Source organism: Candidatus Binataceae bacterium (assembly GCA_036495685.1).
Taxonomy (GTDB): Bacteria; Desulfobacterota; Binatia; order Binatales; family Binataceae; genus JAFAHS01.
In genome coordinates, this window is sequence record DASXMJ010000194.1 from 13,106 (window position 1) to 38,633 (window position 25,528).

Genomic DNA, 25,528 nt, shown 5'->3' on the forward strand with positions numbered 1-25,528 from the left:
AAGACGAACCGGGGTTGCGAAAATTACCGAACTATTTACCCCATGGTCAGAAGAATCTACCGAGAAAGGAGACAACCGTGGAATACCGAAATCTGGGAGATTCGGGGCTGAAGATCTCCCTTGCTGGGCTTGGCTGCAACAACTTCGGCATGCGCTGTGATGGCGAACAGACCCGCGCCGTGGTCCATCGCGCGCTCGAAGAGGGAGTCACCTTCTTCGACACCGCCGACATTTATGGAAATCGCGGTGGTTCCGAGGAGCTGCTCGGCAAGGCGCTCGGGAAACGGCGGCGCGAAGTGGTAGTGGCAACCAAGTTCGGGATGCCGATGGGCGCCGGGCCCTATGAGCGCGGAGCATCGCGCCGTTACATTATGGCGGCTGCCGAGGCCAGCCTGAGGCGTTTAGACACTGACTATCTGGACGTCTACCAACTGCATCAGCCGGACCCCGACACCCCGCAGGAGGAGACGCTCGCCGCGCTCGATGATCTCGTGCGCGCCGGAAAAGTGCGCTACCTGGGCAACAGCAACTTCAGCGGGTGGCAGGTTGCCGACGCGGACTGGATTTCACGCACCCGCAGCCTTGCCCCCTACGTGTCGGCGCAGAATCAATACAACCTCCTCGATCGCAGAATCGAGCGCGATCTGTTGCCGGCCTGCCAAAAATTCGGACTCGGAATGCTTCCCTACTTTCCACTGGCCAGCGGATTCCTGACCGGCAAGTATCGCCGTGGCGCGGAGGCGCCGAAGGGGACCCGGCTTGCGGTGATGCAACCGATGGCCAAGCAGGTGATGACCGAGCAGAACTTCGCGACCTTGGAGCGACTTGAGGAATTCGCGCGCGGACGCGGTCACGCGCTGGTCGAGCTCGCGATGAGTTGGCTCGCGTGCCAGCCGGTGGTATCAAGCGTTATCAGCGGCGCCACCCGACCCGAGCAAGTGACGGAAAACGTTAAGGCGTGCGGATGGAAGCTGACCCACGAGGAAATGAAGGAAGTCGACGCCATCACCCGCCACTAGACGGTCCGACGCCCCTGTGAACCGCGCGTAATCTGTGCCCTTGACAGTGGAAGGCGAACGGGTTTACAAGTAAGGCATCGTGCCTTCCAAAGATACTTTTGTCCAGCCCAGCCCGTTCGGCAGCTACCTGCGTCAGGCGCGGGTCGCGAGCGGACTCAGCCTGCGCCAGGTGGCGAGCGCGCTAAAAATCTCGCACGTCTACCTGGGCGAAGTTGAGCGCGGAGTGCGGGGTCCCCTGCGGCAGGAGCATTGGGATGGGTTGCTAAAGGCGATTCCCACGCTCACACGGGTGGAATTGGAGCGTCACGCGGCTGCCAGTCGGCCGCTGGCGATGGACATTTCCGATGCGCCCCCTCGCTACCAGGACCTGGCGATGGCGCTCGCGCGGCGTTTAAAGAATCGCGATCTCACGGTCGGGCAGATCTCGCGTCTGCTTAAGGTGCTCAGGGCGGACGATGAGTGACTTCTTCGGCGAGACGGTGATCGCAATGCCCCCGCTGTCGCTCGAGTACCTCGAGGCGTTGGGAGAGACCGTGGTGAGCACCTTCCAACCAGAGGCGCTGTTCACGCCGCAGCCGATCAAGGTTCGTGAATGGATCGATGACTTGCTTCCGCGCTTCGGCATTCACGTGATGCCCGCCAGTTATGAAGAACTCGGCGAACGCGTAGCCGTGACGTATGCAGCCGCGGACGCGGAGAGCGAGATTCTGGTGAGTCCGTGGATTTACGAGAACCTGGCCGACGAGGAGCGACCTCACTTTGCGCGCTCGACGGTGATTCACGAGCTGGCCCACGCGATCCTGCATGTACCGCTGCTGCGCAACCGGTCCGATGGTTCCGGCGAACTGACTACACGCCTGGATCGCCGCCGGCTTGCCGAGGCTAGTGATCCGGAATGGCAGGCATGGGCGTTGGCCGGTGCGATCCTGATGCCACGCCGGACCATCGCGATGCTGCCCGACCGATCGCCCCGTTGGGTGGCCGACGTCTTTTTTGTAAGCCAAAAGTTCGCCGAAGTGCGGCTTGAACGCCTTGCGGTTTTGAGTGGCCAGGATACCTCGGGCGTTGCGAAGTGAGGGAGGACGGGTTGGGGCGCAATCGCGCAGACTGGCTAATCTAATCCGGTTGGAACCGACAAATCAGAGAGGAGTAATGGGATGGTCTCGTGGTCACAGTTCGAAGCTGGAGCGCCGCAGATCGCTGACGCGGGACGCAAACTAATCCATCAGCACGGCATCGGGCTCGCGTATCTGGCCAGCCTGCGCAAAGATGGCGCGCCACGCTTGCATCCAATTTGTCCGACCGTGTTCGAAGGCGGTCTCTACGCGCTCATCGGCCCGACCCATAAACGGCGCGACCTGCTTCGCGACGGGCGCTTCGCCCTGCACAGCTTTCCCTGCCCCGAGGTGGACGATGAGTTCCTGGTGATGGGCCGGGCCCGGATGATCGATGACGAAAGTCTCCGCTCACGCGTGCTCGCCGACCTCAAGTCAAAAGGGATGACCTCGACCGAGGACGAGTTGCTGTTTGAATTCCAGATCGACCGCGCGATGCATGCGGCCTATAACGGTCCGCACGGGACCTGGCCTCCGAAGTATGCGGTGTGGACCGAACGGTAACTAGCTACCATGCGTTACGCGATCGGATTTCCCATCGCGGGTCCCCTGGGCGGCGATCCCCGTTCCGTCGCTGAACTTGCCCGGATCGCGGAGCAGGCGGGATGGGACGCGGTTCTTCTGGAGGACTATCTGGTTCATCACATTGCGCCCGGCCGGATTGCGGTCTCCGATCCGTGGATCGCGCTGGCCGCCGCGGCGGTAAAAACGACGCGCATCAAGCTTGGGCTTACAGTGGTCGCGCTACCACGCCGGCGTCCCTGGAAAGTCGCGCGCGAAGCGGTCTCGCTGGATTATCTCTCCGGTGGCCGGATGATTTTGGGGGTAGGCATCGGCGACATCAATGATCACGGGTTTGCCCGCGTCGGCGAGGAGACCGATGCGAAGGCGCGCGGTGCGATGCTCGATGAAGCACTCGAGGTGATCACCGGTTTGTGGAGCGGACAGCCGTTCAGCTACCAAGGCCGCTTTTACAAAATCAAGGACCTTACTTTCCTCCCGGTCCCTTTGCAGCAGCCTCGCATTCCAATCTGGATCGGCGGTGCATGGCCTCATCAAGCTCCGGTTCGGCGCGCCGCGCGCTGGGACGGCCTGGCGGTCTACAGAGTTTATCCGGATGGATCTTCAGGCCCGGTCTCGGCGGACGAGGTTCGGGCGATCGCCGCAATTTTACAAGGCAGCCGTTCCTTGAATGAGCCATTCGATCTGGTTGCGGGTGGCTACGCTCGAAGCATAGACCCCGGCAAGGCGCGCGACCTGATGAGGCAGGCCGCGGCAGCCGGAGCGACCTGGTGGAACGAATACGCAATCGGCGCGCCCGCCGCGATTCGGGCGCATATTGAATCGGGCCCTCTGCGTATCGACTAGGAGGTCCTACGGGCAGCGTAGGGCCACCAGCTCCCGAACACCGGGTCGGGATTTCCAGCCGCTTGCGGATCCGGACCCACTTGATCCGGCCTCTTTTCCCCCACCGCGCTCACGCCAGCCAGGGATGTGCGCAAACGACGATTGAAGCCTTCTGCTCGGAGTGCCGTCTAAACTATCGGGGCGTTACACCATCGTGCTTGTGTGATGGCGCGGCAAATAGGAAGATCGAATCAAAGCCCTGGTTTGATGAGAGCATGAAGCCAATATGCTAATAGACCGAAGGCATCTGCGGTTCGCTACTTTGTTCGCGGTTCTCGTGGCGGCTGCGGTGTTCGTCGGGCCGGGCGGGCCTTGGGCCGGGCAAGGTTCGAGCCCTCCGTCCCTGGTTATTCCGGGCAATCAAGGGTCACAAAGCTCGACGCTGGAACTGCCGACGACACCCTCCCATCAGGGTGGCGCGCTGAATATCACGCCCACCGTTCCCGGACCTCAGCAGGGACAGGAACTGACCATTCCGACCCCGCAGCTGCGGGAGCAGCCCGGCTACGCGCAGGTCACCGTGACGGTTACCGATTCCAACGGAAGCTACGTCACCGGCCTTCAGAAGGATGACTTCAAGCTCTACCTCGATGGACAGCAGCGTCCAATAGAATTCTTCCGGCAGGACCTGAATACTCCGGTCTCGATCGGGATACTGGTGGACACCTCGGGAAGCATGCAACCGAAGATTCCCCAGGCGCGGCTTGCGATCGCGGATTTTCTCGACGCCTTGAACCCGCACGACGACGTGTTTCTTTTCGCTTTTTCAAGCCGTCCCTATCTGTTGCAACCCTTCACCACCGATCACGAGCGCGTAGCCAACAAGCTCATGATCCTTTACGCGAATGGCCAGACCGCTCTGTTCGATGCAATTATCCAGGGACTGCGGATGGTCATGACCGGGCGCTATGACAAGCGTGCGTTGCTGGTGGTCACCGACGGCATGGACAACACCAGCCGCGCGCAGGTGGATGAAGTCATCACGCTCGCCAAAAAAATGGGCGTGCTCGTGTACTCGATCGGAATCGGCGATCCAAATGCCAAAGAGCTGCCCAGCATCGTGATTGGACCCTTCGCGATCGGCGGCGGCGGCATCGAGCGGGTCGACGCCCAGACCCTGCACACTCTTTCGACCGAAACCGGCGCCAAAACCTACGTCATACGCCAGGTCGGTGACGGCGCCGCGCTGAGGAAGGCCTGCCAGCAGATCAGTCTTGAACTACGCGAGCAGTATACCTTGGGATTCGTCGCTCCGGATGCGAGTGCCGGAGGCTATCGCGGCGTGCGCGTCGACTCCACAACACATCCCGATGACACCGTACGCGTGCGCAAAGGCGTGGAAGTTGGAGGCCCCGCGGCATACGCCGCCGGACCGCCGGGCGCGCCGGTTCCCTAGCGCTCTCCCGAAAACGCCTGCCTCACGGGTGGAGGAATCAATCCAGCTTGCGCTTGCCGTAGTACGGCAGCGTGGTGCCCTCCGCCGGTTTCTCTAGAGCGGGCTCCTCTTTTCGGGGCCGCGCCGACGCCGCACTATAGAGCGCCAGTGTCCCTGGCTCGATCACATCTGGATCGGTGACGATGTTGACACACGCGACGCGGCCGCACCCAAGGGCGCGCTTCATCGCGGGCGCTATCTCTTCGGCGCGTTCGACCAGTTCGCCATGCGCGCCCAGTCCTTCTGCCGCGCGCTCGTAGTGCACCATCCCAAGCTCGGTTGCCATGTGCTGGCCCTTGCCCCACATGAGTTCCTGCCCGTGCTTTGACATGCCCCATTGCTTGTCGTTATTGACCACCACGGTAATCGGCAGATTGTTTTTGGCCGCGGTGTGAAATTCTGAAAAGTTGAGGCCCGCCGATCCGTCGCCGACGATGCAGAACACCTGCTCATCCGGATGTGCGGCCTTGGCCGCCATCGCAAAGGGAAGTCCTACGCCCAGACACCCCAGGTATCCATGGCTGAGAAAGCGCCCGGGGTGCCGCGCGGTCCACGCATTCCCCATCCACGCCGCGGTCTCACCACCATCGGCGACCACGATCGCGTTCGGGTCGAGCAGTTTCGCAATTTCGTGCGCCATGCGGGCGGGATGAATCGGTCCGGCCGCGGGCTTCAGCGCTTCATCAAAACGATGCTGTCCCCCGTTGCGGACGGCGCGGAGCCGTTCGCGCCATTCAGAATGCTCGTCGAACTTCTGTCCCTTTATCGCGTCGATCGCGTCGCGAAGGAACTCTCCGCAGTCGGCCACAATGCCGAGCTCGATATCGCGATTGCGCCCGATTTCCTCCGGCTCGATATCGACCTGAACCACGCGCGCGTCGGCGGGAATTACCGAGTTCCGGCCGCCGGTAAAAAGTCCGATTCGGGTGCCAAGCATGAGGACCAAATCGGCGCTGCCCCCGGTCTTGGCGTGAACCCCCGGGTGGATGGCGCCGAACCCGCCGAACGAGAGCCTGTGATCTTCAGGAATGGAACCACGCGCTTTGGAGTTGGTCATCACCGGAGTGTGCGTGAGTTCCGCAAACTGGACTAGTTCTTCGGCCGCCTGCGAGAACCAGACTCCGCCCCCCGCGAAGATGGCGGGGCGCTTGGCTTCCTTGAGCCAATCGAGAGCTTGGCGTAGCGCTGCGCGCGAAGGACCGGGCACGGATTGCGGGCGGTACTTTTCCGGAAACTTTACGATTTCTTCCTCGCTGCGCGAGAAGAGCACGTCGATCGGAAGCTCGAGAAACACTGGTCCCGGCCGTCCTGAGATCGCATGGCGGAACGCGGCCGCGACGTATTCGGGAATTCGATCGGTGTGAGTTACCGAACGCGCCCACTTGGTGATGGGACGCATGATTCCCATCTGGTCCACCGCCTGGAGCGGCAGGCGGTCATCGTCGGAAAGAGGACTGCGTCCGCCGATCAGTATCATCGGAATCGAGTCCATGAATGCATTGGCCACGCCGGTGACGGCGTCGGTGACGCCGGGGCCCGCGGTGACGATGGCGACCCCCGGGCGGCCGGTCGTGCGCGCCCAACCGTCAGCCATATGCGCGGCCGCCTGTTCGTGACGAGTGTCGATCACGCGGAAGCCATGGCGCATGCAAGCAGCGTAAATCGCATCTAGATGTCCACCATGGAGCGTAAAAACTTCGTGAACTCCTTCGCGCTCCAGGGCGCGGACGATCATTTCCCCGCCATCGATTTTTGCCATGATGTTTACCTCCGCTCCGCAGTGATTTTAGGTCGGTGTCGTTGAGACCGGCAAACGCGCCTTTGATAAAGGTTCGCTGAAGGACGACCTACTCCTGATCGGAAGAGCACGACGCAAATACGAAAAGCGAGGCGGCTCAGAACTATTTCGGGAGAGATGGCGCCTCGTGCCGGTCCGCTTCGGATTGCTCGGGAAGACCGGTCTATTGGCTGGCCAGCTCAGGGCGGACCAGTTCGCCGTCGTGCGCGGCCTGGCCCAGGTTGATAGCGACCATTTCGTTACCCTCAAGTCCGTGGACGACCTGGCAGTGGATACCGTCGTCCTGTCCCAGTGCCACTTCGGCCAAGCGGATGCGGTTGTCCTTGACGGTCGGCACGTAGACCTTGCCATTGCTGAACACGAGCGCGTCATCGGGAACCAGGAGAGTTCCGGACGAGCCAGTGACGGCGATCTCGACGTGCGCGTACATGCCGGGGAGCAGGAGCAGATCATCGTTGGGGAGATCGACTTCGACCAGCATTGTGCGCGAGTCGTTCATCAAGGCTTCGGGATGCCGGGTGACGGCACCGCTGAAAGTCCGTCCTGGGAGTTGACTCACGGTGATACTTGCGGGATTACCGTCCCTGACAAATGCAGCGTCATCCTGCGGCATGTGCACGTAAACTCGCAGCGGTTTCAGGGTGGCCATCCGAAAGATTGCCTGCTCGCTGTCCTGGGCGGTCGCCATCGCGACCAAAGCCCCCGGGTCAAGGTGCCGCTCGGTTATGATGCCGTCGTATGGCGAGAGTACGCGTTCATACGCCTTTTGTGCGAGCAGCGACTTCCACTTGGCCTCAGCCGACAGCAGGGTCGCGTGCGACTCATCGGCCTGCTCCTGAGGCATCACGTGCTGCGCCGCCAGGTTTTGGTAGCGGCCGTCGGTGAGCCCCGCGATTCGGTAAGCGGCCTGGGCGTCGGCCACCTGTTGGTCGAGTTCCGGTGAAACGAGCACCGCCAGCAGCTGGTCTTTCTTGACCCGCGCGCCCTTGTCGACCAGGACGGTTTTGATGTAGCCGGAGACCTTCGGGTAGATCGGGCTTTCGAAAAAGCCGTGCACATCGGCCGGAAAGGTGAGACTTCGGTTGAGCGCCACCTGCTGCACCGGCACGGTCAGAACCAACGGGCCGCGCCGCTCCTCTTGTTCCAGCGCGCTGGTCTGGCGGCGAATCCACACTTCGCGTGCGAGTACCAGACCGGCCAACGCGACCAGGACCACGACCACGGACGCAAACCAGCCGAAGTAGAAGAGGGCGCCCGAACCGGGTTGAGTGTGACCGGTAGTTTCGCTCATAGTCGCCTTCCGTCGTCCGCCTCAGTCCTTCTCTGCCTGCTCGACCATGGCGCCGATTATGGCGTCGCGTTCGCGCTTCCCGAGGTGTTTGCCGGTAAACAGCGAGTATACCGCAGGTACCACGAACAGGGTCATCGCGGTCGCCGCGATTAATCCTCCGATCACCGCGCGCCCAAGCGGCGCGTTCTGCTCGCCGCCCGCGCCTAGCGCCAGCGACATCGGTAGCATGCCGAGAATCATCGCCAGCGCTGTCATCAAGACCGGACGCATCCGCACCGTCGCGGCCTCGATGGCCGCCTCCATCGCATTCTTGCCCTGACTGCGCAAATCGTCAGCGAAGGTAATCAGCAGATTTCCGTTAGCGACTCCAACCCCCACCGCCATGATCGTTCCCATCAACGATTCGACGTTCAGCGTGGTCCGGGTGGCGATCAGCATCCACAGCACCCCGGCCAGCGCGCCCGGGACTGCCATCATGATGATGAATGGGTCGAGCCAGGACTGGAAATTCGTTGCCATCAGCAGGTAAACGAGCACGATCGCCAGCAGCAGCCCTGCACCCATGCTTCCGAACGAGGCATGCATTGCTTCGCTCTGCCCGAGGATCTTCACGGTGGTACCGCGCGGCACGTCCTTGAGTTCGTCGACCTTGCGCTGGACGGCGGCGCTCACGCTGCCGAGGTCGCGGCCTTCCACGTCGCAGTTGACGTCCAGAACCCGCTGCACGGTGTAGTGATTGATCCCCTGCGCCTGTACCTCGTGGCGGATGTTTGCGAGGTTGGCAAGAAACTGCGGCGCGGGCGGGGCGCCGTCGACTATCGATGGAGTCAGCGGGGTACGACCGATGGCCTGGATCGAGTCGACGATATGCTGCGGTGTCTGGACCGATACCGAATAATTCACACCGCTGCGCAGATCGAGCCACTGATTCGGTGCGATGACCGAGCTCGAACTCAGCGAGGTCAGCACACTGGTGGTGACATCATGCTGTGTAAGGCCGAGCTCGAGCGCCTTGTCCCGGTCGACCTGCACGCGGAGGGTCGGGTAGTCCAATACCTGTGCTATCCGGGTGTTGGCAGCGCCGGGGATGGTCTCAATTTCATTCTTGAGCTTCCCGGCGAGGGCAAAGGATGCATTGAGATCGCGGCCGGTGATTTGAACATCAATCGGCGCGGAAAGGCCGAAGCTCAGCACCTGGCTCACGATGTCGGCGGCTTGTGGATAAATGATCAACTGGGGAAACTTGGCGCGCACCCGGTCCAGGATGGCCCTGGTGTATTTGCCGCTGGGGGCGTGATTCTCGCTCAATTGTATCTGCAGGTCCGCATCCTGCGGACCCAGCGTATCGGTCTGGTAGAACAGCAACGCCCAGTACACCGGCAACCCGACGTGATCGGTCATCAGCTTGAGCTGATCTGGCGGGATGATGCTGCGAATCTCGTTTTCGACCTTGTCCAGGATTCGCGAACTCTCTTCCAGCCGGGTACCGACCGGGACCCGAACGTGGAGCCGAATCATGCCGCTGTCGACGGTCGGAAAGAAATCCTCGCCCACGATCCGTAACAACACCATCGAAGCGAGCACCAAGATGGAAATGCATCCAAGCGTGAACCCGCGATGCGCCATGACACTCATCAGCCCGCGCCGATAGCGTTCGCGCATCCGCTCGAAGCCCTGTTCGAAGCGGGTGGTCAGAGTGCCGAGAAGGCCCCCCGCCCGGTTTTCGTGATGCTCTTCGGTGAGCAGATGTAGCGCCATGCTGGGCACCAAGGTGCGCGAGAGCAGGTACGAGGCGAGCATCGCGTACACCACCGCCAGAGCGAGCGGGGTGAACAGGAACCGGGCCACGCCGGTGAGAGCGACGACCGGAGAGAACACGATGCAGATCGACAGCGTTCCAATGAACGCGGGAACCGCGATCTGCCGGGCGCCGTCGAGAATCGCAACGCCGAGCGGTTTGCCCATGGCGTGATTGCGATGAATGTTTTCCACTTCCACGGTCGCGTCATCGACCAGCATTCCCACCGCCAGCGAGAGTCCGCCGAGCGTCATCAGGTTGATCGTCTGTCCAGAAAGCTTGAGTCCGACAATCGACGTCAGGATGGCCAGTGGGATCGAAGTGATGACGATAATCGTGCTGCGCCAGGAGCCCAGGAACAGCAGCGTCATCAGGCCGACCAACGCTGCAGCCAGGGTTCCTTCCTGGAGCACGTCGCGCAGGGCGCGCCGGACGAACACCGACTGGTCGAATGCTAGCTCCGCCGTAAGCCCGGGCGGGGCGATCGCCATCATCGGAGCGAGCGCCTGCCGGACCGCATCGACCACGGTAAGCGTGGACGCGGAGGGGTGTTTCAGGATGAGCCGGTAGGTAGAGAGCTTTCCGTTAACGCGTACGATGTCGTTCTGGACGGCATGGCTGTCGCTAACCTTAGCGACATCGCCGATATAAACCGGCGCACCATTGAGTTCCCTGATCGGGAGGCGGTTGAGGTCATCGACGGTGGAGGGGCTGCCGTTGAGCACCACGTTATATTCAACGTTGCCGATCTTGGCGGTGCCGCCGGGAATGATGACATTCTGATTCAGCAGCGCGGTGACCACATCCTGCGGCGACACTCCGCGCGCGTACATTCGCGACGGGTCGATATTCACCATCACCGAGCGTGAAGTTCCGCCGAAAGGGGCCGGGGAGGAGAGGCCGGGAATGGTGAACAGGAACAGGCCGGCGAAGTTGAACCCGAAGTCGTAAAGCTGTCGCTGCGACAAGGTGTCGCTCGAAAACACGAGAAACGCGATCGGCACGTTGGTCGCGTTGTAGTCGATGACGCTCGGCGGGCTGATTCCAGGTGGCAGGATATTTTTGATCGCTTCGCAGACCGCGGCGAGCTGCGCGATCGCCAGTCCGGTATCCGACCCGCTCTGGAAATAGAATTTCAGGAGACCGATGCCGTTGTACGAGATCGACTCGATGTGATCGACCCCGTTGACCGTCGTCGAAGCCGCGCGCTCGCTGATGTTGACGACGCGCTGTTCCATTTCCTCGGCAGACAGTCCGGGGTAGTTCCAGACCATGTTCACGAGTGGCATATCGATGGCGGGGAAGATGTCGAAGTTCATTCGGCCCAGTGACACGATGCCGAGCAGCAGCATCAGGGCCGACATCACTGCGACCGTGACCGGTCGACGCAGGGCTAGTTGGACGATCCACATTAGACGCGCGCTCCTGGGCTCGCGTACCGGCGCGACGCTTTGCGCCGGCCTTCGAAGACCGGCGGCGCCACGGGCTTGAGATGGCGAATCATGGCCCGGACAAATGCGGTCCACCGTGCCTGGAAGCGCGAATCTCCGGGCGACGCGCCGGTTATCAGCCTGGTGAGCTGCGGAAAAGCAAGCGGGAAGGTGGTAAGCGCCATGTTGGAAAGCAGTAACAGGCGTGGATCCAGATCCGAGGGCAACTGGCGCGTACGTTGGAACCCGGCAAACTGATCGATTGCACGGTCGTAACAGCGCTTGCGCTGCGAGCGCGCGATCATTCGGGTCGCGGTCGCGTCCAGGGCCTCCCACTCCATCAGGCGCACCCAGGCCCGATCGCGGCATCCGAACTGAAACCAGAACGCGGTTGACTCCTCGGGCGCTGTGTAGGTGGCGAGGTCCAGTTGTGCGGCGCGCAGGGCAAACCGCCTGCGCATCACCTCGCGATAAAGTTCGTTCTTCGCGCCGAAATAGCTGTAGAGCATGCGCTTGTTGATCCGCGCACGCTGCGCGATGCGGTCGACCCGCGCGCCTGCCAAGCCACGTTCCGAGAACTCACGCAGGGCAGCCGCCAGAATTCTCTCTCGGCTGCGAGCGGAGTCGCGCTTGAAAGGAGTCGTCGGCCGTCTGCGCGCCATGACTGACACTCCACGTCGCCGCGAGACCATAAACCCGCGGGCTGTAACTGATTGGTTACTTGTAGGCCAGGAAGCGCAAGGAGTCAAAGGAATGAGCGGAGGGACCGTGGACGCTGAAATTCCGGGAACGATCCTAGTCCCCTCGGCGTGTGTGCAACCGGTCCCTCGGCGGTGCCAGTTCCTGCTTCCCGAGCGAGGGAGTCTTGAGAACCCGTGGAATTTAGGGTGCCTGCGAAGTGTTCGAGTTACCCCTTGTTTTGAACGGAGACTGAAACACGCGCGCCGGGTCGGAGGTCAGGTTCAGGAATTTTATTTCGGCGAAGTCGCCGGCGATCTGAATTCCAAAAAAAGTTGCGTTATCGATTCGGATCCGTCGAAAGTTTTCGAGGCCCAGCCTCATGAAGTAGCACAGCACGGTGCGAATGATATCCCCGTGCGACACGAACAGAACGCGTTTGCCCCGATTGGCGGCAATCGTGTGACGGACCGCATCGACGCCTCGCGCCTGCACGTGGTACATGGTCTCGCCGCCCGGGGTGGGCTCATCGAGGGGGCGCTCGCGGTAGTGGATGTAGTGCGCGTCCCTTAGCAGATCGTCATAGACCATGCCTTCCCAGCGGCCGTACTCGACCTCGGACAGACGCGGATCCTCGATGATCTCGGCGATGCCGACTCCGTGACCGATAATCTCGGCCGACTGACGCGCGCGGGCCAGGGGGCTGGACACAATCAGGTTCGGGGCGAGTTCACGGGCGAGAGGGATAGCCGACTCCACCTGGCGTCGACCTGCTTCGTCGAGCTCGATGGGACTCTTGCCCATCACGCGACCTTCGCGGTTCCATGGTGTCTCGCCGTGGCGCATCAAAAGTGCGACGCCTCTGATTCCACCGGACTGGGTGAGTTTTTCCGCTACGTAGAATGGACCTAGCGCCATGGTTGGATTGTTCCTTATCTTCCGTGCTTTTGTCCAAGAGGAAGGTTCGCGAGTGGTGCTATCAGAGAAGTGCGCCTGTGGACAGAACTTCGCCTCGGACCAAAGATCGACCAGCAGTGGTTCTCTAGGCCTCAGCAGCCCGCACCTGACCCTTAGTGCCCCCTTGGACAAGGAGAGTGCCCTGGGACAGCGGGGCCACAAAAAAAGGCCGCCGCTTTGCGGGCGGCGACCTTGTGGCCGATCCATTACAGGTTCACAACTAGCGGGCGGCGGCTGCGCTTACCGTGGCATGGGCCTCGGTGCCGGAGCCGTTGGTCGGGGCAAGTCCGCAGAATGCCTCGTAATCGATGAGTCCCTTCTGGGTCGGATGCTCACTGCATACCGGGCAGTTTGGGTCCTTGCGAATCTTCAGAATTCGCACATAGTCGCGGTCGGACAACGTGTCGAAATACACCATCTTCCCGATCAGCGGATGGCCTGCGTCGAGCAGCAACTTGATGGCTTCCAGCGCCTCGATCGATCCGATCAATCCCGGCAGCGCGCCCAGCACTCCCGCCTCGGCGCACGACGGCGCCATGTCGGGCGGCGCGGGCTCCGGATAGAGGCATCGATAGCACGGTCCGCCCTTGGCGGTGTGATAGACGGTGGCCTGGCCTTCGAATCGGAAGATCGCGCCATCGACCAGCGGTTTCTTGGCGAGCACGCACGCATCGTTGATGAGATAGCGGGTGGGGAAGTTGTCACCGCAATTAACGATCACGTCGTAGGGTGCAATTATCTCCATCACGTTGTCAGACGTGAGTCGCACATCGTGGCGGATTACCTTGATGCCGGGATTCAGGGCGTTGATTTGCTTCTGCGCGGACTCGGTCTTGAGCATCCCAATCCGGTCGGCGGTGTGTACGATTTGACGCTGAAGGTTCGACAGGTCGACCACATCAAAGTCGACGAGCCCGATGGTGCCCACCCCTGCGGCCGCCAGATAGAGTGAAGAAGGTGAGCCGAGCGCGCCGGTTCCCAGCAGCAAGACCTTGGAATCGAGCAACTTGGCCTGGCCCTTTTCGCCAACCTCGGGAATTACGAAATGGCGTGAATAGCGGGTCAATTCTTCCGCACTGAACTGCTTGTCTGCGACCCAGGGCAATCCGCGATCTTTCCAAGCGTTGAAACCGCCGGTGAGATTGTAAACGTTTTCGTAGCCCAGCTCGCGCAGGGTGCGCGCGGCGAGCAGAGATCGGGTGCCCGATGCGCACTGCACGATAATCGGGGTCTTGTGGTCGGGGACCTTTTCCTCGATCCGAAGTTCCAGAAAGCCTCGCGAGATTCCGACCGCGTTGGAAATATGGCCCTGCCGCCATTCGTCGGGCTCGCGCACGTCGATAAGGACGGTGCCCGGCTTTTCTATCATTCGGCGCGCTTCATCTATATCAATCTGCTTAATCTGTGAGCGTGCCTCGTCGAGGATACTTTTGGATGTCTTCGCCATAAGATTCACCGATCCGCCGTCGGGCGGAGGATTCATTCTACATTAATAACCATCGTGAAGCGTGTCTGCCGGCCGGCGGTTCGGCCGCAGTCAGCCGCCGAGCATCCGGTAGGATTCCACCAGAGTGCGCAGGAAATTAAGGACATTTTGCGCGTGACCGCGCGGGGTTACCTCGTGAAAGGTTCGACGGACATGAAGGTTGTGATCGAGAACAAAAGTTGAGCGCGCCGCCAGACCGTCGCTGAAGACTCCGAAAGCGTCCGCGAGAGCGCCATCGGTGTCGGCCAGAAGGATGAACGGAAACGCATGTTTCTCGGCAAACGCGTGATGCCGCTCGACCGAGTCGGTGCTCACGCCGACAATGACGGTATCGAGTGCCTCGAACTGCTCGAAAAGATCGCGGAATTCCTTGCCTTCGACCGTACACCCGGGCGTGTCATCCATCGGATAGAAATAGACAACCAGATTTTTGCCGCACAGGTCCGCAAGCCGGCGCAACTCTCCACGCTGGTCGCGCAGCTCGAATTGCAGAGCCGCCTCGACCGTTTCGCGACCCTCAGGCATGTGCCGCGGCCTCGGCCACCGCGCGCCTGCGCGTGAACTTGATGGCCGCGTTGTCGACGTTGATCGAGCAGAGCGATCCGCACATGCTGCACACGTTGGACCCCGCGGCCTCGCTTTCTTCCTTGTAACGACGCGCCTTGTCCGGATCCATCGCCATTGCGTACATGCCTTCCCAGTTGAGCGCCTTGCGATAGCGCGACATCTCGTCATTCCAGACCTTGGCCGCGCGGACACCCTTGACGAGGTCGCCGGAGTGGGCCGCGATGCGGGTCGCGATGACGCCCTCGCGCACGTCATCCATATCGGGCAGTCGTAAGTGCTCGGCCGGCGTCACGTAGCAGAGAAAGTCGGTCCCCGCGGCCGACGCGATCGCGCCGCCGATCGCGCCCGTAATATGGTCGTAGCCGGGAGCGACGTCGCAGGTAAGCGGTCCCAGCACGTAAAAGGGCGCGCCCGAGCAGACCCGCTTTTCCAGCTGCACGTTGGCCTCGATCTGATCGAGCGGCACGTGCCCGGGCCCCTCGATCATGACCTGTACGCCGCTGGCGCGCGCGCGATCGGTCAACTCGCCCAGCACCAGCAGCTCTGCGAGCTGCCCGCGATCGGTCGCATCACCGGTCGCGCCCGGGCGCAAGCCGTCGCCCAGCGAAATCGTCACGTCATGTTCGCGGAGGATCGCGCATACTTCGTCGTAATGTTCGTAGAGCGGATTCTCGTTGCCGGTGCGTTCGATCCACGAGGCCAGCAGCGCGCCGCCGCGTGAAACGATGCCCTCAATGCGCTGATGCGCGCGCAGCATTTTGACGCTGTCACGGGTGACCCCGCAGTGGAGCGTCATGTAGTCGACGCCCTGACGCGCCTGTCGCTCGATGACCTCGAGAAAGAACGCGGCATCCATATCCATGATCGAGCGCTCGGAGGCGAGCTGATAGATCGGCACCGTGCCGAGAATCACCGAGCAGCGGGACAGGATTTCGCCGCGAATCTTGTCGAGATCGGTGCCGGTGGAGAGATCCATGACCGAGTCGGCTCCATAGCGCACCGCGGTGTAGAGCTTTTCGATCTCCTCGCCGAGCAATTGATGGAAATTCGAAGCGCCCAGGTTGGCGTTAACCTTGGTGCGGAGATTTTTGCCGATTCCGATAGCGCGGAACTCGTGGTGCCGATTGTGAGGAATTACCACCTGTCCGGTGGCGACCAGCGCGCGGATCTCCTCGGTAGCCATCCCTTCATCTTCGGCGACCTCGGTCATCTCGCGGGTGATGTTTCCCTTACGTGCCGCTTCAATCTGGGTCATCGCAGTACCTCCGCAGACGCATTGCGCCCGCGTCAACCACTGATTCTAGTCCTCACCATAAGCGATGCCATGCTTTTCGCAAAGGGCGCGCAGCTCCTGGATCATCCGCTCGGAGCGCGCCAGATGTGCTATCGCAATAAAGTTTGCCAGTGCCAGCATCAGCATCGCGGCAGTTGCCCAGTACATGTGTGCAACCACGCTACCCCCGTGGATGACACCGACGCCTTTCGCATACGCGACAAACAGGATCGCCAGACCGGCGATGGTCAGCGCGATGGTCGCTCGGGTCATGATAGTTTGGCGCGGTTGCGAAACGAGATTTTCGCAACCGACTCACCGTTCGGTAGTCTCACCCTGCAGGGGAGAACGGAGGGAACGCGCCGATCTATTGTGGGCGCGATTCCGCAGAATAGTCGGGTTTTGCGGCAGACTCCCATTTTTCTGTCGCGAAGCTATCGCGCGCTTCGGTCTTGGTGGCGATCGAGCGCGGGAAGCTCGGGCGACGGCTCGGGGTCGGCGTACTGCTTGGGTCGATCGCGCTCGGTGTAGGTCTTGAGCTCGGGGCGCTCGGGGTTATAGACCTGTGCTTCCTGTTCGCGATACCAGGCGAGCATCTCTTGCATGTTGCCGTCGCGGCCTTTTTCTGCCAGCACCCGCGAGCGGTGCATCAGCATCTCCTTGGTTTCGACAAAATCCTGCCGGTCGAAACCCCAGATGCGCGGATGTACGTAGGTGTCCATGCGGATCGCGTCGCACGGGCAGGCCTCCACGCACAGGCCGCAGTAGATGCAGCGCAAAGTGTCGATTTCGTAGCGGACCGGGAACTTCTCGACCTGCGGATCGGGCGATTCGCCAGCCTCTATGTATATGCACTGCGCGGGGCAGGCCGTCGCACAAAGGTAGCAGGCGGTGCAGCGTACCGCGCCGTCCTCGCGAATGGTTAGGCGGTGGCTGCCGCGAAAGTGGTCGGGGTAGTGCTTGCGATCCTCGGGATACTGAACGGTCGTGTAGGCCCGGCGCGCCTTGGCCAGGCCGAACACGTGCGCGGTATTCAACACTAGGTTGCGCGTAAGATGATAGCTGGTTATGGCGAGACCCTTCAGAATTTCAGGGAGGTAAATCTTCTCCCAGAAGGTCATTTCCTCGCGTCGTTTCATCTCACTGAATCAGCGTAGATTCCTTCTCGGATCGGGAGTTCTGACCGCGATGGCAGGAGCGGTGCAATGCGGCAGCCTATTTGCCGCCACTATAGGTTTCGTAAATAAGAGCAGTCAAGATTGGGTTTGAAGAGAAAGCGCGCTTGCACTGGCTCGCAGTGAGAAATTCAAGTCAACTTCATGCGGGCGCATTCGGTTGCAAATGAGTAGGCCCCAGGGTCGCGGGGCCGTCCTTTTAGAATCTGCACGACCCGGCGACGAATAAAAGGTGGATCTAGCGGAGCCTCCTATATAAGCGCGCCGGGTTGTCCGCGAGAATTTTGCGCTGGATCTCCGGGGAGAATTCGCTCCGCCCCGCAGTTAACTTGACGGTGTTGGGAAAGCGGCCGTCAAAGTGCGGATAGTCGGATGCGTAGAGGATGTGGCTTGCGCCAACACGCTCGGCGACATAGGGGAGGGTCTCTTCGTCAGGATCGCAGGAGATGAAGAAATTTTCCGATTGCATGACTTCGGACGGCCTGCGCTTCAGGTTCGGCACATACTCGGGCATCAACTCGTAGTGCTCATCGAGACGCTCCATCCAGAACGGAAGCCATCCAACGCCGGCTTCTAGAAACGCGCAGCGCAACTTCGGAAACAGATCGAGCACGCCGCCACCGATGAAAGATGCGATACCGCGCATCACCTCAAATGGATTGGTCGCGGAATGTTGAATGAAAAGATTGTTGCCCATCTCGAACGTACCCAGCCCATAAGGGGGACGCGCGGTGCCGCCGTGAAAGCAGGTGGGCAGGTCGGTCTCGACGCAGGCCTGCCAAATCGGATGGAACGCGGGATGATCAAGCAGCTTGCTTTCCATATGCGAGGAAAGATAGATGCCCACGCACCAGGGTTCTCTCGCAACGCGGCGGATTTCCTCGGCCGCCTGCACGGGACTGCGCATCGGCACGATCGCAACGCCTTTCAGCCGCGCCGCGTATGGCGCGCAGTAGTCCGCCAGCCATCGATGGTACGCACGGATCATCGCGATTTCGAAATCGACGGACTTGAGCGCGCAGAAGCTCGAGACCACGGTGGCAAAAATCACCGCAACGTCGATTCCCTCGCGGTCCATGTCTTTGATGCGCACGTGCGGATCAAAGCCTCCGCGCGGATCTGGCGTTTCGCCCTTGGGCTTGCGTCCGGTGCGCATCAGCGGCGTCTCAATGTCGGCAACCCCAAGCGGCCGCCCCGTGTTGAGCTGATGAAAGAAGCCGAAGAACCATTTGGAGCGGCGGTTCTCAGCGACGAGTTTCAGCTCATCGAGGTCGGCGCGGAATTTCGGATCGAGATACTGATCATAGAGTTCGTTCGGTTCCATCACGTGACCGTCAGCATCGATTACCTTGATGCCGTTGTACATGTCGCGACCTCCGTGGCACGGCTTTAACCCTGCCTTCGCAATTCAACTTATCGCGCGGGGCCCCGCGAAAACTCAAGAACTGCGCCCGCCGAATGCCCCGTCTTTCGCCACCAGGCTTCATCGGCTACACATTGCACGCCATGGAATCCCGGGAAGTCGAGCCCCCCGCACCGCTTGAGAGCAGACTTTCGCGCGGCGCTGTGGCGCACACGCTCACGGCGACCTTCCTGGGATGGACGCTCGATGCCTTTGATTTCTTCGTGTTGGTGTTCGCGCTGCCCGCGATTGCGGCGGAATTCCATAAATCAATTGCCGATATCGCGTTCACAATAACCGCCACACTTGCAATGCGCCCGCTGGGGGCGGTGCTGTTCGGCTGGCTGGCCGACAGATATGGCCGACGCAGGCCACTCATGGCCAATATCATCTTCTATTCCGTCATCGAGGTACTGAGTGGTCTTGCGCCAAGCTATCGCACCTTTCTTATCTTGCGGGCGCTCTACGGGATTGGAATGGGCGGTGAATGGGGAGTAGGGGCGGCGCTCGCGATGGAAGCGGTCGGCCCCGGTTCGCGCGGCTTCTTTTCGGGGCTGCTGCAGGAAGGCTACGCGGTAGGGTATCTACTCGCGGCGGCTGCATTCTTCTTTGTCTTTCCACGCTTTGGCTGGCGCCCGCTGTTCTTTATCGGCGGTCTGCCCGCGCTTCTGACGATTTATATACGCAGCAAGGTTCCGGAATCGCAGGCGTGGGAACGCACGCGTCCAACCACCCGCGACGTCGTGCGAGCAATAAGATCGAACCTCGCACCGCTTGGATACCTGGTGGTGTTGATGACGGTGATGAATTTCGTCTCGCATGGAACGCAGGACCTTTATCCGACCTTTCTGCAGAAGCAGCGCGGACTCGACACACGCACCGTCGCGATGATCGCGGTCATCTTTAACGTCGGTGCGTTATTGGGCGGCCTGGCATTTGGATATTTTTCGGATCGCTGGGGCCGGCGTTCGGCCATGGCGAGTGCGCTCGCACTGGCGGCGGCGCTGATCCCGTTCTGGATCTATTCGCGCTCGCTCGGGCTACTGACCGCCGGTGCTTTTCTGATGCAGTTTATGGTGCAAGGTGCGTGGGGCATCGTCCCCGCTCATCTGGCCGAACTATCCCCACCGCAGGTGCGGGGGCTTTTTTCCGGCCTGGCTTACCAATCAGGAGTCTTCTTTGCCTCGTTCGCGGCATTTGGACAGGCGGTGTTGGCCGAAAGTTTCGGATATGCCTCGGCGATGGCGGGAACTGCGGCGGTGGTGACGGTGACGGCCATGGTCGTGGTCCTGCTGGGCAGCGAACGGACGGCTGCAGAGCTGTCGGCTACCGAGCATCTGCATTAAAAATGGGGCACGGGCATTAATTCGACGCGATCCTCTCGGGTTGTTCGCGCCGCGATTGTTCTCGCCACGACCCTTGCCTCCAAGCGGCGGCCTGGCGCGATAGTTACTGACCGACCGTCCAGGAACAGGACTTTCGTTCGTCGCCGGATTGCGCTAAACGACCGGTATTAAGGTGAGCGCCATCCCGTTGGAGGTGTACCCATGAAATTCGGCATTTTCTACGAAATTTCGGTTCCGCGTCCGTGGGGAAATGACACGGAAAAAGTTGTTTACGACCGCTGCCTGGAGCAGGTGAAGCTCGCAGATGAACTCGGATTCGATTCGGTCTGGGCCGTGGAGCATCATTTTCTGGAAGAGTATTCCCATTGCCCGGCCCCGGAGCTGTTCCTGACCGCGTGTGCGATGGTTACCAAGAAGATGCGGGTTGGACATGGCATCGTCGTGTGCGTGCCCGAATTCAATCATCCGATCAAAATCGCGGAGCGCACGGCCGTGCTCGATATTCTTTCCGGGGGACGTCTCGATGTCGGCACCGGGCGGTCTGCGACCTGGACCGAACTGGGCGGCTTCCGCGCGAATCCGGATGAGACCAAAAAGACCTGGGATGAATTTGTTCATTGCCTTCCCAAAATGTGGACCCAGGAACGATACTCCTACCAAGGACGCTCGTGGTCGATGCCGCAACGCACTATCGTTCCGAAGCCTTTTCAAAAGCCACATCCTCCAATGTGGGTCGCCGTCACCAGCCCTGGCACCGAAATCGACGCAGCCGAGCGGGGTATGGGCAGCTTGGGACTGACCTTTGGCGGCTTCGCCGAGCAGGAAGAAAAGGTTAAGCGTTATCGCAAGATAATCAGGACCTGTGAACCGGTTGGGGAGTTCATTAACGAAGCGGTTTCCACGGTCAACTTCTTATACTGCCATGAGGATGATGCCGTTGCGGTCAAGACCGGGCTACGACTTACCGGCACTTTCAACTATCTTGCCGCCCAGCTCCTCGCCGCGCGCGAAGCATACCCCACCAAGTCGTATCCCTCATTGGGATTGCTGCCCTCGCTGCGCCACGATGTCGCCGGACCCGGCGATGCTTCGGGAGCGCCCGAGGGAATCGCGATCGGCAATCCGGAACGGTTGGTGCGCGAGCTGAAGAAGTGGGAGTCGGTCGGAGTCGATCGCGTCAATTTCTTGCTGAACGCGCTCGAGACTGTCCCGCAGGATCAAGTGCTCAATTCGCTGCGGCTCTTTGCGAAAGAAGTGATGCCGCATTTCGAAAAGAAGCCGAGCCAGGCCGAAGCCGCTGCCGCTGCTGCAGGAGCCCGTTGATGCCACCGCGTTTCGGAACCTTGGACGTCAACGAGTACGCCAAAGCGGCCTCCACCATCAACGGTTATAAAACCGAGGAGTGGAAGCTCAAGGGCGCGGAGATCCTCGAACTGCACATTGAGATCGACGATGACCCGGCGGACGCACTGATTCCGCGGACCATGCATCCCGCTATCCCAGCGTACGCGATAATCAATGTCACTCATGCACCCGAGAGCCCCGTCGGAGCGTTCACGATGGGGGAAGTTCGCATTGCAGGACGCACCGGTGTGCGTCCGCGTGGTTTCGTGCTGCGGAGCTTCTGCGACAGCGAGGCGGCGCGGAAGGAACTGAGCTCGAGATGGGGTTTCCCGGTCGCCGCGGGCGACGTGAGCCTCGTGCTACGTCACGACCGCGTGGCGGGCAAGGTGGTGCTCAACGGCAAAACCGTGCTTCAGGCAGAGCTGATGGACCGAGACATGATCTCGGGGAACGACATCCAGTACATTGCGTCAATGCATCTGGCGCGTAATCGCGACGATCAGAAGATGGTCTTGGTGCAGGTCGATCCCGAATACACCTTTTCAAAAGCGGAACGGGGCAAGCCGAACCTCGTCGCACTTGATGTCGATGCCTTTGGCGCCAGCGGCCACCTGCGGTTGATGAACCCGATCATGGCGTGCTTCGCGGTTGCCGAGATTACGCTGCCCAAGATCCGGTACATCTGCAATCCGGACCTTCCGGCGATGCAGGGCACTACCAAGCTCGCCGCCTAGGACAGAGCGGAAGTCCTAGACTGCGCAGACCTCAGCCGGATTCTGAATTCGGCGAGCGTTTGCGCACTCTGGGGATTCTTCTCGTGCCAGCTCCGAGGCGATCGATCATCTGGCTCTCCTTAGCGCTCGCTAGATGCGCATTGGGCGAAGCGACTCCGTACGTGATGCTGCGTTGGTTTCCCCGAATCCGGATATCAGTCACAGAGCCGACCCTGGTGACTTGAGGTGAACAAGATTTCGCGCTGGGAAAGAATTCACCTACAACGTGCAGGCAGCGGTTCACCCGATCATTTCGAGCTGCGATACGCCCCGAGTCGGACCACTTGTACGGTAAGAGCAGCCGCAGCAAATGAATGCCTACGTCCGCGATTTTTTGCGACCTTTGGTAGCGAAAAACGTCTGAAGCCTAACGTTATGCTCTGAGAGATTTGCTTGTAACGTTAGCGTTTGGAAATTTTACTTTACTCGCCGTTGGCTCGCAGCTACTCTCGCTTTGGGACAAACGCTCGGACCGCAGCCTTTCTCGTAGATCCCGCCTCGCTCGTCGCAGGGTCTTCTGTTTAGGAGCAGCCCGACCAAGCCCGTAAGGAGGGCTCTCTATGCCCACAAAGTTGTACGTAGGCAACCTTGCCTACTCCGTTAACAATGACGATCTCGCCCAGCATTTTGCGCAGGCGGGAAAAGTCGAGACTGCGACCGTCGTGACGGATAAGTTCTCTGGTCAGTCCCGCGGGTTCGGATTTGTGGAAATGTCCGACCCTGCCGAAGCGACTCGAGCCGTCGAAACTCTAAACGACACTGATTTGAAAGGCCGGCGCATCCGGGTGGACGAGGCTCGCGCCTCAAGTGGTCCGCGCAGCGGCGGCGGTGGTGGCGGCGGTGGCGGATTTGGCGGTGGTGGCCGGGGCGGCGATCGTCGCCGCGGTGGTGGCGGCGGCGGAGGCGGCGGACGCCGAGATCGCTGGTAACAGTAATCGCGTTTCTACAACCCGCGCGGCAGGCCCAGTAGGCATGCCGCGTTTTTTTTGGTGCGCCCGGGAGCCCATGCTGCGGTATGCACTCGACGCGGGCGTGTCGAAGTCGTATCAAGCCGCTGCCCTCCTCGGGGTTGGCGTTCCGGGAGGGTTGAACGTCGGCTGTAATCTACCCACGAGACGCAAGGCATCTCCTCCAACCGGTCTTGCGCTCGCAGCACAAACCCCGAATAGGGTGCTTACTCGCGCTGCAGCCTTTGGTATCTTCTTTCGCCGTGCAAAAGGCCAAACTATTCAGCAGAAAACAGCGCCGAACTTTGTTCGGATCGATCACTGCCATCGCGATCTCCATGTTCCTGATCACCGTGTCCGCGCTTGCGTCGCCCGAGCAGGGTAGTTCCTCGCAGCCGCTGCGTAACGTCGCGGGCATCGTTGCCCATCGCGGAGGCAGGCAAGTTCCCATCGGAACGGCATTTTTCGTGGCGGTCCCCAGTCACGTGTTCGAGGGACGTTCGTTCGTGTACCTGGTGACGGCGCATCACAACCTCCTCGATTCGAACGGCAAGCCGGCCGAGGGATTGGGGCTCACGTTCGAAGATGCCAAGACGGGCATCACCCGGGAGGAGGGATTGCCACCGGAATCGAAATGGGTGCTCGATCCCAGCGGCGAATCCGTCGATGTGGCCGCAGTGCCGTTCAGTCCGGTCGGCGCTAATATTGCGCCGATTCCGCTCGGCTCGATTGTGGCGACCGAAACCGAGATGGCGGCGTTGGCCGAAACCGGAGCGCAGACCTACTATCTAACCGCTGCGAGTGTGGGCCTGAACAAAGGGCGTTTCGAGGCATTGGCACGTTTTGGGCGCGTGTCGGTAGCGCGTCCACTCGAAGCGGAGGTGCCCGGCGCGGGCGTTCAGCAATTGTGCTTTATGGATGGAGGTTTGACCCCGGGTTTTTCGAGCGGAGCACCGGTATTCGTACAAGCGGGATTGCGATTCGTGTTATGGGGGATTCTGGAGTCGACCAACTCGGCAAGCGCGAGCTCGACTTTCCAGGGACTCGCGGGTTTAGTGCCTGCTAACTCAGTTGCGGAGACGGTGCAGGCGATGGCGGCGGCACAGGAACGTAACCTACATAAGCCGCGATAGGCGAAGTGCTAACGGAGTTTGCTTGCATCTCTTGCTTTGAGATCACAACCTCGATAACGAAGGAAGTTCTGCTATCGCGCGAAGTGCTCCCCGGTAGCTCAGTCGGTAGAGCAGACGGCTGTTAACCGTCGGGTCGCTGGTTCGAATCCGGCCCGGGGAGCCAAGCTAAGCCCTCGAATTCGTTGCATTTTTTCATTGCTCAATGGAGACGCGCCTTTTCGTCCGCCGACGACTGTGCCCAATTTTGTGCGTGCGCCGTGAAAAGGCGCTGGTCCACAGCGGGTGAAAGTCCCGCCCGGGAACTGGTTCGTTCCGCCCGGTAACAATCGAAGCAGCGGTGGAGGAAACGAAGCCGTTGAAGCCTTCGATGAAGAGGGTCGCATGGCGACTCGGTGAGCATGCAGGCCGTAACGCGAGTAAACGCTGAGCAGGCCCCGAAACGGGCAACGCAGGAGCCGACCCGCCGCACAAACGGGGAAGGCCGACGCCGATGGAACCTGGTACGAGCGAACGAGGTTCATCGGTCCTGCCGGGGTAGTGGCGACGGCATGCAAGCAATGGGGACCAGACGCAACACGGGAAACCCCAGCGGTGATCATAACTGGATCAACCGGCGACTCGTGAGAGTCAGGCTGGGCCGTATGGGGTGGCGGAGAGGCCCGTAGTTACCGGAGAAGCCGGGTAATGCCGGTGGAGGAAAGGGGCCTCAGTTGAAGGCGAACGCGAGAAGTGACGAGGGAGCGAGGATTGGCGATGAGCCTAGCAACCCCAGCAAGTGTTCAGAAGTTGCAGACCGCGTTACACGCAAAAGCGAAGGAAGCGCCCGGGTTCCGGTTCTATGCACTGTACGACAAGGTGTATCGCGAAGACGTGTTGGCATTCGCCTACCAATGCTGCAAAGCCAACGGCGGTGCGGCGGGAGTGGATGGCCAGAGCTTCGAGGACATCGAGACGTACGGGGTGGAGCGGTGGCGGGACGAACTGGCGCAGGAGCTGAAAAGCCGAACCTATCAACCACTTCCGGTCCGGCGCGTTCATATACCCAAGCCGGGCGGAGGACAGCGACCGTTGGGGATACCCGCCATTCGGGACAGGGTGGCGGAGATGGCGGCAGTCCTGGTACTCGAACCGATTTTCGAGGCGGATCTGCCGTC

The 25,528-nt window shown here is 60.9% G+C and carries 23 protein-coding genes and 1 tRNA gene; 13 read left to right on the forward strand and 11 right to left on the reverse strand.

What is annotated here, in order from left to right:
* Positions 1-77: 77 nt before the first annotated feature.
* The 6 genes from VGI36_18175 to VGI36_18200 all read left to right on the forward strand — a co-directional run bounded on the left by VGI36_18175 (position 78) and on the right by VGI36_18200 (position 4,937).
* Positions 78-1,019 (forward strand): aldo/keto reductase, encoded by a 942-nt coding sequence (locus VGI36_18175; GenBank protein HEY2487075.1) that lies wholly within the window; start codon positions 78-80, stop codon positions 1,017-1,019.
* A 79-nt stretch (positions 1,020-1,098) separates the two neighbouring features.
* On the forward strand, positions 1,099-1,482 hold the full coding sequence (locus VGI36_18180) for a helix-turn-helix domain-containing protein (protein ID HEY2487076.1): 384 nt from the start codon (positions 1,099-1,101) through the stop codon (positions 1,480-1,482).
* The gene (locus tag VGI36_18185; GenBank protein HEY2487077.1) at positions 1,475-2,095 is read left to right on the forward strand and encodes an ImmA/IrrE family metallo-endopeptidase; all 621 of its coding nucleotides are present in this window, start codon (positions 1,475-1,477) and stop codon (positions 2,093-2,095) included. Before VGI36_18180 ends, VGI36_18185 begins: the two co-directional genes overlap by 8 nt.
* A gap of 81 nt (positions 2,096-2,176) precedes the next feature.
* Positions 2,177-2,638 (forward strand): pyridoxamine 5'-phosphate oxidase family protein, encoded by a 462-nt coding sequence (locus VGI36_18190; GenBank protein ID HEY2487078.1) that lies wholly within the window; start codon positions 2,177-2,179, stop codon positions 2,636-2,638.
* Positions 2,639-2,647: 9 nt separating this feature from the next.
* On the forward strand, positions 2,648-3,502 hold the full coding sequence (locus VGI36_18195; GenBank protein HEY2487079.1) for an LLM class flavin-dependent oxidoreductase: 855 nt from the start codon (positions 2,648-2,650) through the stop codon (positions 3,500-3,502).
* Positions 3,503-3,803: 301 nt separating this feature from the next.
* Positions 3,804-4,937 carry a VWA domain-containing protein gene (locus VGI36_18200; GenBank protein HEY2487080.1) on the forward strand — a complete coding sequence of 378 codons (1,134 nt, stop codon included), beginning with the start codon at positions 3,804-3,806 and terminating at the stop codon, positions 4,935-4,937.
* Positions 4,938-4,974: 37 nt separating this feature from the next.
* Here the strand turns inward: VGI36_18200 and VGI36_18205 are convergent, their stop codons facing one another.
* From VGI36_18205 to VGI36_18255, 11 genes are all read right to left on the reverse strand, one after another.
* Complete coding sequence (locus tag VGI36_18205) at positions 4,975-6,735, reverse strand: thiamine pyrophosphate-binding protein (GenBank protein ID HEY2487081.1); 1,761 nt, start codon at positions 6,733-6,735, stop codon at positions 4,975-4,977.
* A gap of 202 nt (positions 6,736-6,937) precedes the next feature.
* Entirely contained in the window at positions 6,938-8,065 is a 1,128-nt protein-coding gene (locus VGI36_18210) for an efflux RND transporter periplasmic adaptor subunit (GenBank protein HEY2487082.1), read from the reverse strand.
* Between the two features lie 21 nt (positions 8,066-8,086).
* Complete coding sequence (locus tag VGI36_18215; protein ID HEY2487083.1) at positions 8,087-11,275, reverse strand: efflux RND transporter permease subunit; 3,189 nt, start codon at positions 11,273-11,275, stop codon at positions 8,087-8,089.
* Positions 11,275-11,955: a TetR family transcriptional regulator gene (locus VGI36_18220; protein ID HEY2487084.1), complete on the reverse strand. Its 681-nt coding sequence runs from the start codon at positions 11,953-11,955 to the stop codon at positions 11,275-11,277. The genes VGI36_18215 and VGI36_18220 overlap by 1 nt, the downstream gene beginning before the upstream one ends.
* Before the next feature lie 220 nt (positions 11,956-12,175).
* Entirely contained in the window at positions 12,176-12,889 is a 714-nt protein-coding gene (locus VGI36_18225; GenBank protein ID HEY2487085.1) for a histidine phosphatase family protein, read from the reverse strand.
* 259 nt (positions 12,890-13,148) lie between these two features.
* Positions 13,149-14,375 (reverse strand): molybdopterin-synthase adenylyltransferase MoeB, encoded by a 1,227-nt coding sequence (moeB, locus tag VGI36_18230; protein ID HEY2487086.1) that lies wholly within the window; start codon positions 14,373-14,375, stop codon positions 13,149-13,151.
* 90 nt (positions 14,376-14,465) lie between these two features.
* Positions 14,466-14,939, reverse strand: a complete 474-nt coding sequence (locus tag VGI36_18235; protein ID HEY2487087.1) for a peroxiredoxin — start codon at positions 14,937-14,939, stop codon at positions 14,466-14,468.
* A complete protein-coding gene (gene thiC, locus VGI36_18240; protein HEY2487088.1) occupies positions 14,932-16,236 on the reverse strand; it encodes a phosphomethylpyrimidine synthase ThiC in 1,305 nt (434 codons plus the stop codon). The genes VGI36_18235 and thiC overlap by 8 nt, the downstream gene beginning before the upstream one ends.
* A 45-nt stretch (positions 16,237-16,281) precedes the next feature.
* Entirely contained in the window at positions 16,282-16,527 is a 246-nt protein-coding gene (locus tag VGI36_18245) for a hypothetical protein (GenBank protein HEY2487089.1), read from the reverse strand.
* A 161-nt stretch (positions 16,528-16,688) separates the two neighbouring features.
* Positions 16,689-17,393 carry an NADH-quinone oxidoreductase subunit I gene (locus tag VGI36_18250; GenBank protein ID HEY2487090.1) on the reverse strand — a complete coding sequence of 235 codons (705 nt, stop codon included), beginning with the start codon at positions 17,391-17,393 and terminating at the stop codon, positions 16,689-16,691.
* Positions 17,394-17,667: 274 nt separating this feature from the next.
* Positions 17,668-18,795: an amidohydrolase family protein gene (locus VGI36_18255; protein ID HEY2487091.1), complete on the reverse strand. Its 1,128-nt coding sequence runs from the start codon at positions 18,793-18,795 to the stop codon at positions 17,668-17,670.
* Positions 18,796-18,887: 92 nt separating this feature from the next.
* On the opposite strand from VGI36_18255, the gene VGI36_18260 reads away from it, so the two are divergent.
* The 7 genes from VGI36_18260 to VGI36_18290 all read left to right on the forward strand — a co-directional run.
* A complete protein-coding gene (locus VGI36_18260) occupies positions 18,888-20,177 on the forward strand; it encodes an MFS transporter (GenBank protein ID HEY2487092.1) in 1,290 nt (429 codons plus the stop codon).
* A 201-nt stretch (positions 20,178-20,378) separates the two neighbouring features.
* Positions 20,379-21,500, forward strand: a complete 1,122-nt coding sequence (locus VGI36_18265) for an LLM class flavin-dependent oxidoreductase (protein ID HEY2487093.1) — start codon at positions 20,379-20,381, stop codon at positions 21,498-21,500.
* Entirely contained in the window at positions 21,500-22,255 is a 756-nt protein-coding gene (locus VGI36_18270; protein HEY2487094.1) for a hypothetical protein, read from the forward strand. Before VGI36_18265 ends, VGI36_18270 begins: the two co-directional genes overlap by 1 nt.
* A gap of 599 nt (positions 22,256-22,854) precedes the next feature.
* A complete protein-coding gene (locus VGI36_18275; protein HEY2487095.1) occupies positions 22,855-23,223 on the forward strand; it encodes an RNA-binding protein in 369 nt (122 codons plus the stop codon).
* A gap of 323 nt (positions 23,224-23,546) precedes the next feature.
* The gene (locus tag VGI36_18280) at positions 23,547-24,374 is read left to right on the forward strand and encodes a hypothetical protein (GenBank protein ID HEY2487096.1); all 828 of its coding nucleotides are present in this window, start codon (positions 23,547-23,549) and stop codon (positions 24,372-24,374) included.
* Between the two features lie 87 nt (positions 24,375-24,461).
* A tRNA-Asn gene (locus tag VGI36_18285) sits at positions 24,462-24,537 on the forward strand.
* Between the two features lie 590 nt (positions 24,538-25,127).
* Positions 25,128-25,528, forward strand: a 401-nt coding sequence (locus tag VGI36_18290) for a hypothetical protein (GenBank protein HEY2487097.1), incomplete at its 3' end; no start/stop codon positions are given.